Origin of the sequence: Mycobacterium sp. (assembly GCF_047975165.1) — a bacterium.
In the GTDB taxonomy this organism is placed as follows: domain Bacteria; phylum Actinomycetota; class Actinomycetes; order Mycobacteriales; family Mycobacteriaceae; genus Mycobacterium.
Genome location: NZ_JBKECZ010000035.1, coordinates 13,898 through 29,753 on the forward strand (window position 1 = coordinate 13,898; position 15,856 = coordinate 29,753).

Genomic DNA, 15,856 nt, shown 5'->3' on the forward strand with positions numbered 1-15,856 from the left:
ACGAGGGCCATATGACAGACACGACGCTGCCGCCCGGCGGCGCAGCGAGCGACCGGATAGAACCCGTCGACATCCAGCACGAGATGCAGCGCAGCTACATCGACTATGCGATGAGCGTGATCGTGGGCCGCGCCCTGCCAGAAGTGCGCGACGGGCTGAAGCCGGTACACCGGCGCGTGCTCTACGCGATGTACGACTCCGGCTTCCGGCCGGATCGCAGCCACGCCAAATCGGCGCGCTCGGTGGCCGAGACCATGGGCAACTACCACCCGCACGGTGATGCCTCGATCTACGACACGCTGGTGCGCATGGCCCAACCGTGGTCACTGCGGTATCCGCTGGTAGACGGGCAGGGCAACTTCGGCTCCCCCGGCAACGATCCGCCGGCAGCCATGAGGTACACCGAGGCGCGCCTGACTCCGCTGGCCATGGAAATGCTGCGCGAAATCGACGAAGAAACAGTCGATTTCACGCCCAACTACGACGGCCGAGTACAGGAACCGACCGTTCTGCCCAGTCGTTTCCCCAATCTGCTGGCCAACGGCTCCGGGGGAATCGCCGTCGGCATGGCCACCAACATCCCGCCGCACAATCTGCGGGAGCTCGCAGAGGCCGTCTTCTGGTGTCTGGACAATCACGAGGCTGACGAAGAGGCGACGCTGGACGCGGTCATGGAGAGGGTGAAGGGCCCGGACTTTCCCACCTCGGGGCTGATCGTCGGCTCGCAGGGCATCGCCGACGCCTACCGGACCGGCCGCGGTTCCATCCGGATGCGCGGTGTTGTTGAGGTGGAAGAAGATTCACGCGGCCGGACGTCGCTGGTGATCACCGAGCTGCCCTACCAGGTCAACCACGACAACTTCATCACCTCGATCGCCGAGCAGGTTCGCGACGGGAAGCTGGCGGGGATCTCCAACATCGAGGACCAGTCCAGCGACCGGGTCGGACTGCGCATCGTCGTGGAGATCAAGCGCGACGCGGTGGCCAAGGTGGTGCTGAACAACCTCTACAAGCACACTCAGTTGCAGACCAGTTTCGGGGCAAACATGTTGTCGATCGTCGACGGCGTGCCGCGGACATTGCGCCTGGATCAGATGATCCGCCACTACGTCGCACACCAGCTGGACGTGATCGTCAGGCGCACCACCTACCGGCTGCGAAAAGCCAACGAACGTGCCCACATCCTGCGCGGTCTGGTCAAGGCACTGGACGCACTCGATGAAGTCATCGCGCTGATCCGAGCGTCGGAAACGGTGGACATTGCTCGCGCGGGTCTGATCGAACTGCTGGACATCGACGAGATCCAGGCCCAGGCCATCCTGGACATGCAACTGCGCCGGCTCGCTGCGCTGGAGCGCCAGCGGATCATCGACGACCTGGCCAAGATCGAAGCCGAAATCGCCGACCTGGAAGACATTCTCGCCAAACCCGAACGGCAACGCGAAATCGTGCACGACGAACTCGGCGAGATTGTCGGCAAGCACGGCGACGACCGCCGGACCCGGATCATCGCCGCCGACGGCGACGTCAGCGACGAGGACCTGATCGCCCGCGAGGATGTCGTCGTCACGATCACCGAGACCGGCTACGCCAAGCGCACCAAAACCGAGCTGTACCGCAGCCAGAAACGCGGCGGCAAGGGGGTCCAGGGCGCCGGGCTCAAGCAGGACGACATCGTGCGGCACTTCTTCGTCTGCTCGACCCATGACTGGATCCTGTTCTTCACAACCCAGGGCAGGGTCTACCGGACCAAGGCCTACGAGCTGCCGGAGGCGTCACGCACGGCACGCGGCCAGCACGTCGCCAACCTGCTGGCCTTCCAGCCCGAGGAGCGCATCGCCCAGGTCATCCAGATCAAGGGCTACGAGGACGCGCCGTATCTGGTGCTGGCCACGCAGAACGGGCTGGTGAAGAAATCGTGTTTGACCGACTTCGACTCGAACCGCTCAGGCGGAATCGTCGCGATCAACCTGCGCGGCGAGGACGAACTGGTAGGCGCGGTGTTGTGCTCGGCGGACGACGACCTGCTGCTGGTGTCGGCCAACGGGCAGTCCATCAGGTTCTCGGCGACCGACGAGGCGCTGCGCCCGATGGGCCGGGCCACCTCCGGCGTGCAGGGGATGCGCTTCAACGCCGATGACCGGTTGCTATCGCTGAACGTCGTGCAGGAAGAGACTTTCCTGCTGGTCGCGACGTCCGGGGGATACGCCAAGCGCACGTCGATCGAGGAGTACCCGGTCCAGGGCCGCGGCGGCAAGGGTGTGCTGACCGTCATGTACGACCGGCGCCGCGGCCGGTTGGTCGGGGCGCTGATCGTCGACATCGACAGCGAGCTGTACGCGATCACCTCGGGCGGCGGTGTCATTCGTACTGCCGCCCGCCAGGTCCGCAAGGCAGGACGGCAGACCAAGGGCGTTCGGTTGATGAACCTCGGCGAGGGGGCCACGCTGTTGGCGATCGCCCGCAATGCCGAAGAGAACGCCGAGGACTGCGACGCCGAATCCGACGTGGATTCCGGTGGCTGAACGGGGCCGTCCCGGTGGTCCCCGGTGGGGCGGACCGAACCCGGGGATCCGGCCGGCCGTCCGGCTGCAGGCCGCCTGGGCATACACTCAGCAACCGGAGCCCACAAGTAAGGAGCCGGGGTGACGTCATCGAACGAGCCGCAGACCGATGATCCGGGTGAGACCGCAAGCCTGGACGATGTGGCCGCCGGCGTCGGTGCGTCTGGGGAGACGACCGGCCTCGGTAGCCCCGCGGAGGGCCCCGACCAGCTGCCCTGGGAGCGGGTGGCGGCCGCCCGGGCCGAGGGCTCGTCGCCGGTGGCCGACCCGCCCGCCGACGGCAATCCCCCAGCGGCCTGGGACGCGTTGAATCGCTACATCTCCGGGCCGGGGCATGCCGGAGCCACAGAGCTGCCCCCCGGTTTCGAATCGACGATCAGCGAGTCGGCACCCGGCGAGTCCTACGGCAGCGAGCTACCCGACCTGTCCGGGCCGATCGCGCGGATGGCGCAGGCCGGTCCCACACCGGAAGGCGATCCGGACACCGCGAGCTCGACGGATACGGACCGTCCTGGCACCGGCGACCGCGAATCGGGCGAATCCCGCGTGACCGTCGGCACCCGGCGCTCCCGCGGGCCGATGCGGGCCACTATGCAGATCCGGACCATCGACCCGTGGAGCACGCTGAAGGTGTCGCTGTTGCTGTCGGTGGCCATGTTCTTCGTCTGGATGATCGCGGTGGCCTTCCTGTACCTGGTGCTCGGCGGCATGGGTGTGTGGTCCAAGCTCAACAGCAATGTCGGTGATCTGCTGACCAACACCGGTGGCGGCGCCGAGCTGGTCTCCGGCGGCACCGTTTTCGGCGGCGCGATCCTGATCGGCCTGGTGAATATCGTTGTGATGACGGCGATGGCGACCATCGGCGCGTTCATCTACAACGCGGCGACCGAACTTATCGGCGGGATCGAAGTCACGCTGGCCGACCGGGACTGACACGTTTTGTGGGTCGGCGGACCGGTGCGGTAATCTCGTCGCTCGGCCGTGCCCGCAGTACGGGCCTATAGCTCAGGCGGTTAGAGCGCTTCGCTGATAACGAAGAGGTCGGAGGTTCGAGTCCTCCTAGGCCCACGACCACGTGCCAGTCGGCATGTCGTGCGAAAGTCGTGCCGCCCTCCGGGGGCCTTAGCTCAGTTGGTAGAGCACCGCCTTTGCAAGGCGGGTGTCAGGGGTTCGATTCCCCTAGGCTCCACAGTTTCCAAACGCTCGTCCCAACGGCGGCATTGGCGATGGACCGCCGCGAGTCGTTCGCGAGCGTAACGTGGCTGCGATTTCACGCCCCGGCTTTCGCCGTGGCGGTACGCTCGCGAGCAAGAATGAGGTCGGCATAGAGTTAAATGAATGCCGTGACCACGCGCCCGGATTCCTGGCAGGCAGTGCGAGACCTCGTCAAAAACATCGGCCACGAGTACCGACAGGAGCCCTTCCTCCTGGCCAGCGGCCGGAAAAGCCACGACTACATCGACGGCAAGCACGCCGTCGCATACGGCGACAATCTGATGACAGCCGCGCGGGCGATAGCCGATCTGGCGGCGGCGCGGGACATCGAGTTCGACGCGGTCGGCGGTTTGACGATGGGCGCCGACGCGATCGCCATCGCGGTCGCCGTCGTGGCGCACAAGGACTGGTTCTCGGTTCGTAAAGAGCGCAAGAAGCGCGGACTCGACCAATATATCGAGGGCGCGCGCTTCGAACCCGGTGTCACCCGGGTACTGGTCGTCGACGACGTCGTCACTTCGGGCGGTTCGATCGGTCAGGCGTGCAGCCGCGCACGAGAAGCCGGCGCCACGGTCACCGGTGTCATTCCGATGGTCGATCGAGGCGACGCGGCGACGAAGCTCTTCGCCGAGCTGGGGCTGCCGTACTTTCCGCTGGTGACCTACGGCGACCTCGGCATCGAACCGGTGTGACGGCCCGCTGCCCCCTGCCCCTGCCCCTGCCCCTGCCCCTTGCCTCCTGTCCCTGCGGGAGGCGGGCAAGCTCTGCCACTGAACGGCTCCCGGCCCCGCCGACGGCACCGCCTGCGGACGCACCGACCGGTGATGGCAGACTGTGATCCCGTGACTAACAGCCCCATTCAGACCGGCACCGCCACGCTGCATACGAACCGCGGAGACGTCAAGGTCGCCCTGTTCGGCAACCACGCACCCAAGACCGTCGCCAACTTCGTGGGCTTGGCGCAGGGCACCAAGGAATATTCGACCCAGAATGCCTCGGGCGGCACGTCCGGCCCGTTCTACGACGGCGTGGTTTTCCACCGCGTAATCGGTGGATTCATGATCCAGGGCGGTGACCCGACGGGCACCGGTCGCGGCGGTCCGGGCTACAAGTTCGCCGACGAGTTCCACCCCGAATTGCAGTTCGACCGGCCCTACCTGCTGGCCATGGCCAACGCCGGCCCGGGAACCAACGGCTCCCAGTTCTTCGTGACGGTCGGGCCGACTCCGCATCTCAACCGCCGCCACACGATCTTCGGCGAAGTCGTCGATCCGGCTTCGCAGCGGGTGGTTGACGCGATCGCCACGACGGCCACAGATGGCGGCGATCGTCCACTGGAGCCGGTCGTCATCGAATCGGTCACCATTTCCTGATCGGCCCCGGCCCCAGCCCTCGGCCCCGGTTCCAGCCCTCGGCTCCAGCCCTCGGCTCCGGCCCCAGCCCTCAGCCCCGGCCCCAGCGCTGGCCCGGCGTCGGCCACGGCTCTCAGCACGAGTCTGGGCGCTTGCCCTTTCGGGGTCGGGCGTAACCGGCGTCGGTGAGGGCGTCGAGGACGTCCAGCGGATCGGTGCCCAGGTCCCAGCGGGACAGCACGAGCAGTCCCCCACCGACGGTTTCGATCTCCAGCAGCCGCACCCGGCGGCCGTAGCGGCGGAATTCCGAGATCCGGATGACGTCGAGCTGGTCGGCCCGCACCAGCTGCGTGCGGAACCAGCCGCGCACCGCCAGCCCGTCGTCGACGATTGCCAGCTTGGGGCGTGCCCGCCACGAACCAGCTGCGAAGAAGAGCAGACCCACGCCGGCAATAGCGGCCAGGACGCGCCCCGGCGGGTCCGTGACCAGCGTCACAGCAGCTCCAGCGATTGTGACGCCGACCACCGCGCAGCCCGCTATCCCGGCGATGTGCGGCGCCCATTGTGTTTGCTGCATGCGCTCTGCGGCCCTCGTACCTCGGCGGATCCGATTATCCCCAGACGTTATCAACAGTGGGGATGAATCACACGCGTGTGATTGTGTGACGAATAGGTAACGACCAAGCGAATCGGACGCATCGTGCAGGGGTCGGGAAGGTTGGCCCGGACCCCGCCGCCCCCGAACGGGATCAGTGCCAGCGCATCGTCAGAAGCAAGCCGGCGATCATGAAGGCGAAGGCGATCGCGTAGTTCCACGGACCCAGCTCCGTCATCCAGTTCAGGGCGGCTGGAGCCTGCGGTCCGTACGCCGCCAGCTGGAACACCATCAGCCAAACCAGCCCTATGAGCATCAGGCCGATGAACAACGCGATGAACCACACGCTCGACGGTCCGACCTTCACTTTCACCGGCGTACGGCTTACTGCGCCTACGGTGAAGTCATTCTTCTTGCGGACTTTGGACTTGGGCATCTGCTACCTCTGGTTTTGACGGGCTCGCCGCAACATCGCGTGCGGCAGGGATTACCGTTGCACCCGCGGAGGGATTTTTTTCCGGCTCGGCTAGTGAGCCTAGCCCACCGGACCGGGGATCCCGGGACCTCTCCGCCGGGAAGACATCGGGAACTCGTCAGGAAACGGAGCCGCGATGACCGATCAGCGCCGATCTCCCTGGCGCTTCGGTGTCCCAGTGGTGTGCCTGCTGGCGGGGCTGCTGCTGGCCGCGACGCACGGAGTCTCCGGTGGCGCGGAGATACGCAGCAGTGACGCGCCGCGTCTGGTCGACCTCGTTCGGGAGACCGGTGCGGAAGTGAGGCGGCTGGCTACCGAACGTGACCTGCTCAGCGAGCGGATCGCAACATCGCACGGGAGGTCCACCGACGCCGCGTTGCAGGCGATGCTGCGGCGCGCCGCCGAGCTCGCCGGTGAGGCAGACATGACTCCCGTGCACGGCCCGGGCCTGGTGGTCGTCCTCGACGACGCGCAGCGCGACGCCCACGGGCGCTTCCCGCGCGACGCCACCCCGGATGACCTGGTGGTGCATCAGCAGGACATCGACGGGGTCCTCAATGCGATGTGGAGTGCCGGCGCGGAGGCCATCCAGGTGCAGGACCAGCGCATCATCGCGACCTCCGCGGTCCGCTGCGTGGGCAACACGGTGCTGCTCAACGGCCGCACCTACAGCCCGCCCTATTCGATCACCGCGATCGGGGATGCGGCCGCCATGGGCAAGGCCCTGGCCGACAACCCGCTGGTGAGCCTCTACAAGCAGTACGTGGTGCGGTTCGGCCTCGGCTATCGGCAGGAAGTCCAGTCCGATGTGCTGATCGTCGGTCATCCCGAACCGGTGCGGCTGCATTTCGCCCAGCCGATGGGGCCGATTGGTTACTGACGGTGCCGGTACCGAGTGGGCGGTAACCTGTCACGATGCGGATCCTCGTCGTCGACAACTACGACAGCTTCGTGTTCAACCTGGTGCAGTACCTGGGCCAGCTCGGTGTCGAGGCCGATGTGTGGCGCAACGACGACCCGCGGTTGTCGGGTCCGGACGGCGCGGACACCGCTGCCGCCGGGTTCGACGGGGTGCTGTTGAGCCCGGGCCCGGGTACCCCCGAACGCGCCGGCGCATCGATCGATATGGTCTGTGCGTGTGCCGGTTCGAACACCCCGCTGCTAGGGGTGTGCCTGGGGCACCAGGCCATCGGTGTTGCGTTCGGAGCCACCGTCGATCGCGCACCGGAGCTGCTGCACGGCAAGACCAGCAGCGTCTTCCACACCAATGCCGGCGTGCTGGCCGGGCTTACCGATCCGTTCACCGCGACCCGCTACCACTCGCTGACCATCTTGCCGGAGTCGCTGCCGCCGGAGTTGGAGGTCACCGCGCACACTCGCAGCGGCGTCATCATGGCCGTGCAGCACACCCGGCTACCCATCCACGGGGTGCAATTCCATCCCGAATCGATCCTGACCGAGGGTGGCCACCGAATGCTGGCCAACTGGCTCGCCTGCTGCGGATGGACGCGCGACGACACGTTGGTGCGCCGGCTGGAAAACGAGGTTGCCACTGCGGTGCGGCCGCACCTCCCCACCGGGGCCGCCGAGGCCGGCGAGGCTACTGACCGAACTTCAGCGTGACGCTGCTGTCGAAGTTGACCCCGCTGCCGGGTGGCTGCTTCTGGAACACGATTTTGTTGTGCTGTGAACCGCCGGCGTCCACGTCGAGCCCTTTGTCCAGTAGCCCGGTCCAGCCCAGCGCGCGCAACCGGGGTTCGGCATCCGTCCAGAACATGCCCAGCAGGTCGGGCATCACGAACTGGTTGCCCTTGGAGATCTGTAATTCGATGACCGAGTCGAGTGCGACGTTGGTGCCCGCGGGCGGGTTGGTGCCGATCACCTCGCCTGCCGGTCTGGGGCTGTCCACCGAGGCCTCGCCGAATTTCGAGAAACCGTAGACGGTGAGGTTGCGCTGTGCCAACTCGACAGTCTGGCCTTCGACATCGGGAATGTGCTTGGTCTCGGGACCCGAGCCGACGATTATCGTGATCACGTTGGTGATCGCCGACGTCTGGTTCGCCGGCGGGTTGGTGCCGATCACCCGGCCGGCGAGCTCGGGGGTCGACGGCGATTTGGATTGCCGGAACTTGCTGAATCCGGCCGCCGTGAGTTTCTTGACCGCTTGGGCGTAGTTCATTGCCGACACGTCGGGCAGTTCACGCTGCTCGGGTCCGGTCGAGACGTTGATGGTGATTTCGTCACCGGCGCCCACTGAGGAATTGGAGCCGGGATCGGTGCTGATCACGTGATCGGGCGGCATGGCGGAGTCGGGTTTCTGTAGGGTGCGCGTCTTGAACCCTCTGTTCTGCAGCGAGGCGATCGCGTCGGCGGACACCCGCCCGCGCACGTCGGGCACCTTGACCTTGCGGGTGCTGCCGCCGAACGTGCTGATCGCAATGGTGACGACGACGGTGAGCACCGCCAGCACCGCGACCACCGCGACCCACCGGCCCACCGCGGCCGCACCGCCGGTGTCGTCGGCGTCGTCGTAGGCGGGGCGCACCAGCGTGTCGGTGCGGGCCCCGCCGGGGAAGCCCCCCGAGGCGGCCAGCATCGACCTGCGGTCGGCGCCGGTGAGCACCCGGGGCGCTTCGGGGGTTTCGCCGTTGTGCACCCGGACCAGGTCGGCCCGCATCTCCGCGGCCGTCTGATACCGGTTTTCCGGGTTCTTGGCCAGCGCCTTGAGGACCACGGCGTCGAGGTCGGTCGAGATGTCCTCGTTGCGTTCCGACGGTGGCTCGGGGTCTTCGCGGACATGCTGGTAGGCCACAGACACCGGGGAGTCGCCGGTGAAGGGCGGCTCACCGGTCAGCATTTCGTAGAGCACGCAGCCCAGCGAATAGACGTCGGAGCGGGCGTCGACGGTGTCTCCCCTTGCCTGCTCGGGTGAGAGGTACTGGGCCGTGCCGATCACCGCCGAGGTCTGGGTGACGCTGTTGCCGCCGTCGGCTATGGCACGGGCGATGCCGAAGTCCATCACCTTCACCGCGCTGGTGGAGCTGATCATGATGTTCGCCGGTTTGACGTCGCGGTGGATGATGCCGTTCTGGTGGCTGAAGTTCAGCGCCTGGCACGCGTCGGCGATCACTTCGATGGCGCGTTTGGGTGGCATCGGACCGTCGGTGTGCACGATGTCGCGCAGCGTGACCCCGTCGACGTACTCCATGACGATGTAAGGCAGCGGGCCCGCGGGCGTTTCCGCCTCGCCGGTGTCGTAGACGGCGACGATGGCCGGGTGGTTCAGCGCGGCGGCGTTCTGCGCCTCCCGCCGGAACCGCAGATAGAAGCTCGGGTCGCGCGCCAGGTCGGCGCGCAGCACCTTGACCGCGACGTCGCGATGCAACCGGTGGTCGCGCGCCAGGTGAACTTCGGACATGCCCCCGAAACCGAGGATGTCACCCAGCTCGTAGCGGTCGGACAGATGCTTCGGCGTGGTCATCGCGGCGCCTCGAATCGAAGCGGCGCCTCAGGTTTTTCCCGGCTCCCCGCGGTGCCGGGCCGTGCGCCGCGATGACCGCCGAGACCGTCGGAAAGGCTGTTGTCCGGTGCTCTTCCGGTGTCGCTGACCGTCGCCGGGACGTGTTGCGGCGCGTCGGTGACATTTGCGTGATTGTTGACGATGAGCACCGCGATGATGATGGCCAGCGCGCCGAGCACCCCGGCGGCCCACAGTAGTGCGCGCTGACCGGAGGTGAAGGTGCGCTTGGCCGGCGGGGTACGGCGCACCGTGGCCGGCGGGTGGGTGCGGCGCGGTGCGGCGGCCCGGGTGGCCGAGGCGGCGGGGATGCGGGCCGGGGTGGCGGAAGGGATGGTGGTGGGTGCGGCACGGCTTGCCGCCGGCACCTGGCTGGGACGCGGCGGACGGCGGCCGGCCCGCACCGCGGCCACCGCGTCGGCGAACGGTCCGCCGCTGCGGTAGCGCTGGCTGGGGTTTTTGACCAGCGTGATCTCGATGAGTTCGCGGACGTTGGCGGGCAGGTCGGCCGGCAGCGGCGGCGGGGGCTCCTTGATGTGTTTCATCGCCACCGTCAGGGCACCGTCACCGGTGAACGGGCGCCTGCCCGACACCACCTCGTAGCCGACGACGCCGAGTGAGTACACGTCGCTGGAGGGACTGGCGTCGTGGCCGAGGGCCTGTTCGGGCGCGATGTATTGCGCGGTGCCCATCACCATGCCGGTCTGCGTCACCGGTGCGGAGTCGACGGCCTTGGCGATGCCGAAGTCGGTGATCTTGACCTGCCCGGTCGGGGTGATCATGATGTTGCCGGGTTTGACGTCGCGGTGCACCAGTCCGGCGGCGTGTGCCACCTGCAGCGCCCGGCCGGTCTGCTCCAGCATGTCCAGGGCGTGCCGCAGTGACAACCTGCCGGTGCGTTTGAGCACCGAGTTCAGCGGTTCGCCGTTGACCAGCTCCATCACCAGATAGGCGGTGGGCCCCTCGCCGTCCACTTGGCTTTCGCCGTAGTCGTGGACCTGGGCGATGCCGGGGTGGTTGAGCATCGCGGTGGTGCGGGCTTCGGCCCGGAACCGCTCGATGAACTCCGAGTCTTGAGAGAATTCCTGCTTGAGCACCTTGACGGCGACGCGCCGGCCCAGACGGTTGTCGACGGCTTCCCAAACCTGGCCCATGCCGCCGGTGGCGATGAGCCGCTGCAGGCGATATCTGTCCGACAGTGTCACTCCGACCCGGGGACTCATGGCGCCCCCTGCAGGGCCGCTTCGATCACTGCCCGCCCGATGGGCGCGGCGAGCGCACTGCCGGTCGACTCCAGCCGATCCGCGCCGTTTTCCACCAGGACCGCCACCGCGATCTTGGGTGATTGCGCCGGCGCGAACGCGATGTACCACGCGTGCGGCGGGGTGTGCTGCGGGTCGGTGCCGTGTTCCGCGGTACCCGTCTTGGATGCGATCTGCACGCCGGGTACGGCCCCTTTCCGCGGCGTGGCATTCTCCGCGCCGACCATCAGCTCCGTCAGCTTAGCCGCGATCTGCGGCGAAACAGCGCGACGCTGCTGATAGGGGGACGTGGTGCCGATGTTCGACAGGTCGGGCCCGCGCAGACTTTCCACCAGGTAGGGCCGCATCAGGACGCCGCCATTGGCGATGGCCGCGGCCACCTCCGCGTTCTGCAGCGGGGTCAGCGCGACGTCCTTCTGGCCGATGCTGGTCATTCCCAGTGCCGCGCTGTCGACGACGGGCCCGACGGTCGATTGGGCGACCTGCAACGGGATCGGGTTGGGGGTCTGGTCGAGACCGAATGCCCGGGCCATGGCGCACAGGGCGTCTCGGCCGGTGAGGAGGCCGAGCTGGACGAATGCGGTGTTGCACGACCTGGCGAACGCCTCGTCGAGCGTCACGGTCGGCTCGGGTCCGCACGGTAGGCCGCCGAAGTTACTCAGGGTTGCGGTGCTGTCGGGCAGGGGAATGCTTGCTTGGGCGGTGAGTCGCTGGTCGGTGCTGGCGCCGGCGGCCAGGGCGGCCGCGGCGGTGATCACCTTGAAGGTGGATCCCGGCGGGTACGTTTCGGAGATCGCCCGGTTGACCAGGGGTGCCTCGGGGCTGTCCCGCAGGCTCTGCCAGGCCTGCGCCTGGACGTCGAGGCTGTGCGAGGCGAGCAGGTTGGGGTCATACGACGGCGACGACACCAGGGCCCGGATCTTGCCGGTCGCCGGTTCCAGTGCCGCGATTGCTCCGCGGCAGGGTTTGCCGTCGCAGCCCTGCTGCAGCGCATCCCACCCGGCTTGCTGTATCCGCGGGTTGATCGTGGTGTCGACATTGCCGCCGCGGGGGTCGCGACCGGTGAAGAAATCGGCCAGTCGGCGGCCGAACAGCCGCTCGTCGGAGCCGTTGAGCACCAGGTCCTCGGCCCGTTCCAGGCCGGCGCTGGAATAGCGCAGCGAGTAGAACCCGGTGACGGGGGCATACATCTCGGGGTTGGGATAGACCCGCAGGAAGCGGAACCGGCTGTCGCTGGCCACCGAATAGGCGAGCAATTGGCCGCCGGCGACGATCTGGCCGCGCTGGCGCGAGTATTCGTCGAGCAGGACGCGCTGGTTGCGGGGATCGGCACGCAGTCCGTCGGCGGTGAAGACCTGGGTCATCGTCGCGTTGAGCAGCAGCAGCACGATCAGGGCCATCACGGCCATCGATATCCGGCGCAGGGAGGTGTTCATAGGCGCTCGATCACCTCGGTGCGGGCCATCGCGATGGGGGCCGTCCGGCGGGGCCGGGTGCGCAATGGGCGCCGCGCGCTGTCGGAAATCCGGGCCAGGACAGCCAGCATCACGTAGTTGGCCAGCAGCGAAGATCCACCGTAGGACATCCACGGGGTGGTCAGGCCGGTCAGCGGAATGAGTTTGGTGACACCGCCGGCCACGATGAACAGCTGGATTGCCAAGGTCGACGCCAGGCCGGCGGCCAGCAGCTTGCCGAAGCTGTCCCGGGTCGCTATCGCGGTGCGCATCCCGCGGATGATGACGATGGTATAGAGCATCAGAATGGCGGCCAGGCCGACCAGGCCCAGCTCTTCGCCGAACGCGGCGAGGATGAAGTCGGTCGAGGCCGCGGGCACAGTGTCGGGTTGGCCGTTGCCCAGCGCGGTGCCGAAGATCCCACCGGTGGCGAAGCTGAACAGAGCCTGCACCATTTGATAGCCGTCGCCGTCGGGGTCGGCGAATGGGTCCAGCCAGTTCTGCACCCGGACCTGCACGTGACCGAATATCTGGTAGGCGATCACGCTGCCCAGGGCGAACAGTGCCAGCCCACCGACGACCCAACCCAATCGCTGGGTGGCCAGGTAGACGACCACCAGAAACGAGCTGTAGAGCAGCAGCGAGGTGCCGAGGTCTTTCTCGAAGACCATCACGCAGATCGAGATCACCCAGGCCGCCAGCAATGGGGCCAGATCGCGCGGCCGCGGCAGGGTGATGCCCCGGATGTGTTTGCCGGCGCTGACGAACAGGTTGCGCTTGGCCACCAGCACCGTCGCGAAGAAGATGAGCAACAGGATCTTGGAGAATTCGGCGGGCTGAATCGAAAAGCCCGGCATCTGGATCCAGATCTTGGCGCCGTTCTGCTCGGATAGCGCGGCGGGTAGCAGTGCGGGTATGACCAGCAGCACCAGGCCTGCTGAACCGCAGATGTACCCGTATCGCGCGAGTTGGCGGTGATCCTTGAGGAACGTGATCACCAGCGAGAACGCGATGACCCCGACCAGGCTCCACAGCATCTGGTGGTTGGCGTTGGTGCGACCTTGCCGGCCCACTTCGGTGTCGACGAGGTCGAGGCGGTGGATCATCACCACCCCCAGCCCGTTGAGCAGTGCGACCACCGGCAGCAGCAGCGGGTCGGTGTAGGGCGCGTAGCGCCGGATCGCCAGGTGCGCCAGGACGAACAGGGCCAGGCACCCGAGCCCGTAGCGGGGGAGGTCCCAATGCACGCTCTGGTCCTGGTTGATCTCCACGATCACCAGGGCGGCGAAGGTGATCAGGGTGGCGAAGCACAGCAGCAGCAATTCGGCGTTGCGCCGGGTGGGCAGCGGAGGAGTGACCGCAACGACCGCGGGCAGTTCCGTAGTGGTCATGCCGCCGCCCGGCAGTCCACGCCTGGCGGTTGTGCCGGTGGTGCTGGGTCAGCCGTCGGGGTCGACGACGGGGCAGGCGCTGCCGGAGTGGTGGTGTCTTGGGCCGGGCCCGCCGGAGTGGTGGCGTCTGGGGCCGGGCTCGCGGAGGTGGCGGACGGCGCGTGCGAGGGGGCTGAGGTTTCGGTGGCCGGAGGCGACGGCTCGTCGGATTCCGGCTCCGCGGTCGCCGGGGACTCACATGGCGGCAACAGAGCCTCGGACGCTAGTGTGCGGAGTTGGTCGCGGGCATTGTCCAGGGTGCCGGCGGGCAGCCCGGCCTGCACCGATGCCCGTTCGGAGGGCCGCAGATCCGCGACCTTGAACAGGTGGCAGTCCGGGTGGGCCCGGGGACCGACCTCGGTCAGTTGGTTTCCGTCGTCGATGCAGCCCAGCGAGTGCACCTGATGCAGGGAGTACCCCAGCAGCGACCCCTGGACACCGCGCATGATCGCGACCGTGCCGTGGTCGGCCGCGACGTAGTAGTTGTTCCGGACGATCGCCCGGACGATGAATATGCCGGCCAGCAGCACCAGTGTCGCGAGCGTGGCGACCAGGAAGATCCGCCGGCGGGTCCAGAGCGGCCGCTTGGGCGGCTGCACCTGCGGAGCGGCGCGGGGGGCGATCTCCTCGCGAGTCCGCAGTGCGGAGGCGCGGCCGGCGGCAGTGTTGGGCAGAGTCACCTGGTTGTCGTCGCCGGTGTTGCCGGATACCGCTCCGGCCAGGATCGGCTGGGTCTGTCCGATGTCCTCGTCGACGACGTCGGCGACGACGACGGTGATGTTGTCGGGTCCGCCGCTGCGCAAGGCCAATTCGATCAGGCGGTCGGCGGTGGCTACGACGTCGGGGTTCTTCAGCGCGTCGGCGATGGTTTCGCCGCTGACCGGGTCGGACAGTCCGTCCGAACAGAGCAGGTAGCGGTCACCGCGGCGCACTTCGCGCATCGTCAGCGTCGGCTCGACGTCGTGGCCGGTCAACGCGCGCATGATCAGCGACCGCTGCGGGTGGCTGTGTGCCTCCTCCGCGGTGATGCGACCTTCCTCGACCAGTGTCTGGACGAAGGTGTCGTCCTTGGTGATCTGCGCCAGCTCTCCGTCGCGGAACAGGTAGCCCCGGGAGTCGCCGACGTGCACCAGGCCCAGCCGGTTGCCCGCGAACAGGATCGCGGTGAGCGTGGTCCCCATGCCCTCAAGGTCGGGCTCCATGGCTACCTGGGCCGCGATCGCGGAGTTTCCGGCCTGCACGGCGGTGTCGAGCTTGGCCAGCAGGTCGCCACCGGGCTCGTCGTCGTCGAGATGGGCCAGCGCCGCGATGACGAGCTGGGAGGCGACTTCGCCGGCGGCGTGGCCACCCATGCCGTCGGCCAGCGCCAGCAGCCGCGCGCCAGCGTAGACGGAGTCTTCGTTGTTCGACCTCACCAGGCCGCGATCGCTGCGGGCGGCGTAGCGCAACACCAGGGTCACGGGCGGAGCTCGATCGCCGTTTTGCCGATGCGAACCGACGTACCGATGGGAACTCGTACCGCAGTCGTCACCTTCGCCCTGTCAAGGTAAGTGCCGTTCGTCGATCCTAGGTCTTCCACATACCATTCCGAACCTCGCTGAGACAGCCTGGCGTGCCGTGCCGACGCGTAGTCGTCAGTCAACACCAAGGTCGAGTCGTCGGCACGTCCGATGAGTACGGGGTTCCCGCCGAGCGTGATGCGGGCGCCGGTCAGCGCCCCCTCCGTCACGACGAGATAGCGGGCCGCGCCGCTGCGGTTCCGCGAGGGCAGCAGAGTTCGCGGCAGGGCCAAGCCGCGCCGCACCATCACGGCCCCGGTGGGGGCATAGATGTCGGTGCGCAGGACGCGCAGGACCGACCAGATGAACAGCCACAGCATCATCAGGAACCCGGCACGCGTCAGCTGCAGCACCAAACCCTGCATCTGTCGGTCCTTTCAGTCCCGGGGCTGCCCGGTCGGCACCGGTGAACCCGAGCACCTAGGCACAGTCA

14 protein-coding genes and 2 tRNA genes are annotated in these 15,856 nt (G+C 67.5%); 8 read left to right on the forward strand and 8 right to left on the reverse strand.

The window, feature by feature from the left end; genetic code table 11:
* The first annotated feature begins 11 nt into the window (after nt 1-11).
* The 6 genes from gyrA (at nt 12) to ACK5M9_RS03365 (ending at nt 5,152) form a co-directional block, all read left to right on the forward strand.
* Nucleotides 12-2,525 (forward strand): DNA gyrase subunit A, encoded by a 2,514-nt coding sequence (gyrA, locus tag ACK5M9_RS03340; RefSeq protein ID WP_416891783.1) that lies wholly within the window; start codon nt 12-14, stop codon nt 2,523-2,525.
* Between the two features lie 120 nt (nt 2,526-2,645).
* Entirely contained in the window at nt 2,646-3,497 is an 852-nt protein-coding gene (locus ACK5M9_RS03345) for a DUF3566 domain-containing protein (protein WP_416891784.1), read from the forward strand.
* A 61-nt stretch (nt 3,498-3,558) separates the two neighbouring features.
* Nucleotides 3,559-3,632 (forward strand) — tRNA-Ile (locus ACK5M9_RS03350).
* 48 nt (nt 3,633-3,680) lie between these two features.
* A tRNA-Ala gene (locus ACK5M9_RS03355) sits at nt 3,681-3,753 on the forward strand.
* A gap of 145 nt (nt 3,754-3,898) precedes the next feature.
* Nucleotides 3,899-4,471 (forward strand): orotate phosphoribosyltransferase, encoded by a 573-nt coding sequence (gene pyrE / locus ACK5M9_RS03360; RefSeq protein WP_416891785.1) that lies wholly within the window; start codon nt 3,899-3,901, stop codon nt 4,469-4,471.
* A gap of 132 nt (nt 4,472-4,603) precedes the next feature.
* Nucleotides 4,604-5,152, forward strand: coding sequence for a peptidylprolyl isomerase (locus tag ACK5M9_RS03365; RefSeq protein WP_416891786.1), 549 nt, complete (start codon nt 4,604-4,606; stop codon nt 5,150-5,152).
* 112 nt (nt 5,153-5,264) lie between these two features.
* On the opposite strand, the gene ACK5M9_RS03370 is transcribed toward ACK5M9_RS03365, so the two are convergent.
* Together ACK5M9_RS03370 and crgA are read right to left on the reverse strand one after the other, a co-directional pair.
* A complete protein-coding gene (locus tag ACK5M9_RS03370) occupies nt 5,265-5,708 on the reverse strand; it encodes a PH domain-containing protein (protein ID WP_416891787.1) in 444 nt (147 codons plus the stop codon).
* A 172-nt stretch (nt 5,709-5,880) separates the two neighbouring features.
* Nucleotides 5,881-6,162: a cell division protein CrgA gene (gene crgA, locus ACK5M9_RS03375; protein ID WP_416891788.1), complete on the reverse strand. Its 282-nt coding sequence runs from the start codon at nt 6,160-6,162 to the stop codon at nt 5,881-5,883.
* Nucleotides 6,163-6,337: 175 nt separating this feature from the next.
* Between crgA and ACK5M9_RS03380 the strand changes: the two genes are divergently transcribed.
* Together ACK5M9_RS03380 and ACK5M9_RS03385 are read left to right on the forward strand one after the other, a co-directional pair.
* Nucleotides 6,338-7,081: a DUF881 domain-containing protein gene (locus tag ACK5M9_RS03380; protein WP_416891789.1), complete on the forward strand. Its 744-nt coding sequence runs from the start codon at nt 6,338-6,340 to the stop codon at nt 7,079-7,081.
* A 35-nt stretch (nt 7,082-7,116) separates the two neighbouring features.
* On the forward strand, nt 7,117-7,824 hold the full coding sequence (locus ACK5M9_RS03385) for an aminodeoxychorismate/anthranilate synthase component II (RefSeq protein WP_416891790.1): 708 nt from the start codon (nt 7,117-7,119) through the stop codon (nt 7,822-7,824).
* Here the strand turns inward: ACK5M9_RS03385 and pknB are convergent.
* From pknB to ACK5M9_RS03415, 6 genes are read right to left on the reverse strand one after another with little or no spacing between them, the layout of a single operon-like run.
* On the reverse strand, nt 7,802-9,682 hold the full coding sequence (gene pknB, locus ACK5M9_RS03390) for a Stk1 family PASTA domain-containing Ser/Thr kinase (protein WP_416891791.1): 1,881 nt from the start codon (nt 9,680-9,682) through the stop codon (nt 7,802-7,804). The two genes, ACK5M9_RS03385 and pknB, sit on opposite strands and share 23 nt — an antisense overlap.
* Nucleotides 9,679-10,941 (reverse strand): protein kinase domain-containing protein, encoded by a 1,263-nt coding sequence (locus tag ACK5M9_RS03395; protein WP_416891792.1) that lies wholly within the window; start codon nt 10,939-10,941, stop codon nt 9,679-9,681. Before ACK5M9_RS03395 ends, pknB begins: the two co-directional genes overlap by 4 nt.
* Entirely contained in the window at nt 10,938-12,416 is a 1,479-nt protein-coding gene (gene pbpA, locus ACK5M9_RS03400) for a D,D-transpeptidase PbpA (RefSeq protein ID WP_416891793.1), read from the reverse strand. The genes ACK5M9_RS03395 and pbpA overlap by 4 nt, the downstream gene beginning before the upstream one ends.
* Nucleotides 12,413-13,825 (reverse strand): FtsW/RodA/SpoVE family cell cycle protein, encoded by a 1,413-nt coding sequence (locus ACK5M9_RS03405; protein WP_416891794.1) that lies wholly within the window; start codon nt 13,823-13,825, stop codon nt 12,413-12,415. The genes pbpA and ACK5M9_RS03405 overlap by 4 nt, the downstream gene beginning before the upstream one ends.
* Nucleotides 13,822-15,324, reverse strand: coding sequence for a protein phosphatase 2C domain-containing protein (locus ACK5M9_RS03410; protein WP_416891795.1), 1,503 nt, complete (start codon nt 15,322-15,324; stop codon nt 13,822-13,824). The genes ACK5M9_RS03405 and ACK5M9_RS03410 overlap by 4 nt, the downstream gene beginning before the upstream one ends.
* Nucleotides 15,321-15,788, reverse strand: a complete 468-nt coding sequence (locus ACK5M9_RS03415) for an FHA domain-containing protein FhaB (RefSeq protein WP_416891796.1) — start codon at nt 15,786-15,788, stop codon at nt 15,321-15,323. The genes ACK5M9_RS03410 and ACK5M9_RS03415 overlap by 4 nt, the downstream gene beginning before the upstream one ends.
* Between the last annotated feature and the right edge of the window lie 68 nt (nt 15,789-15,856).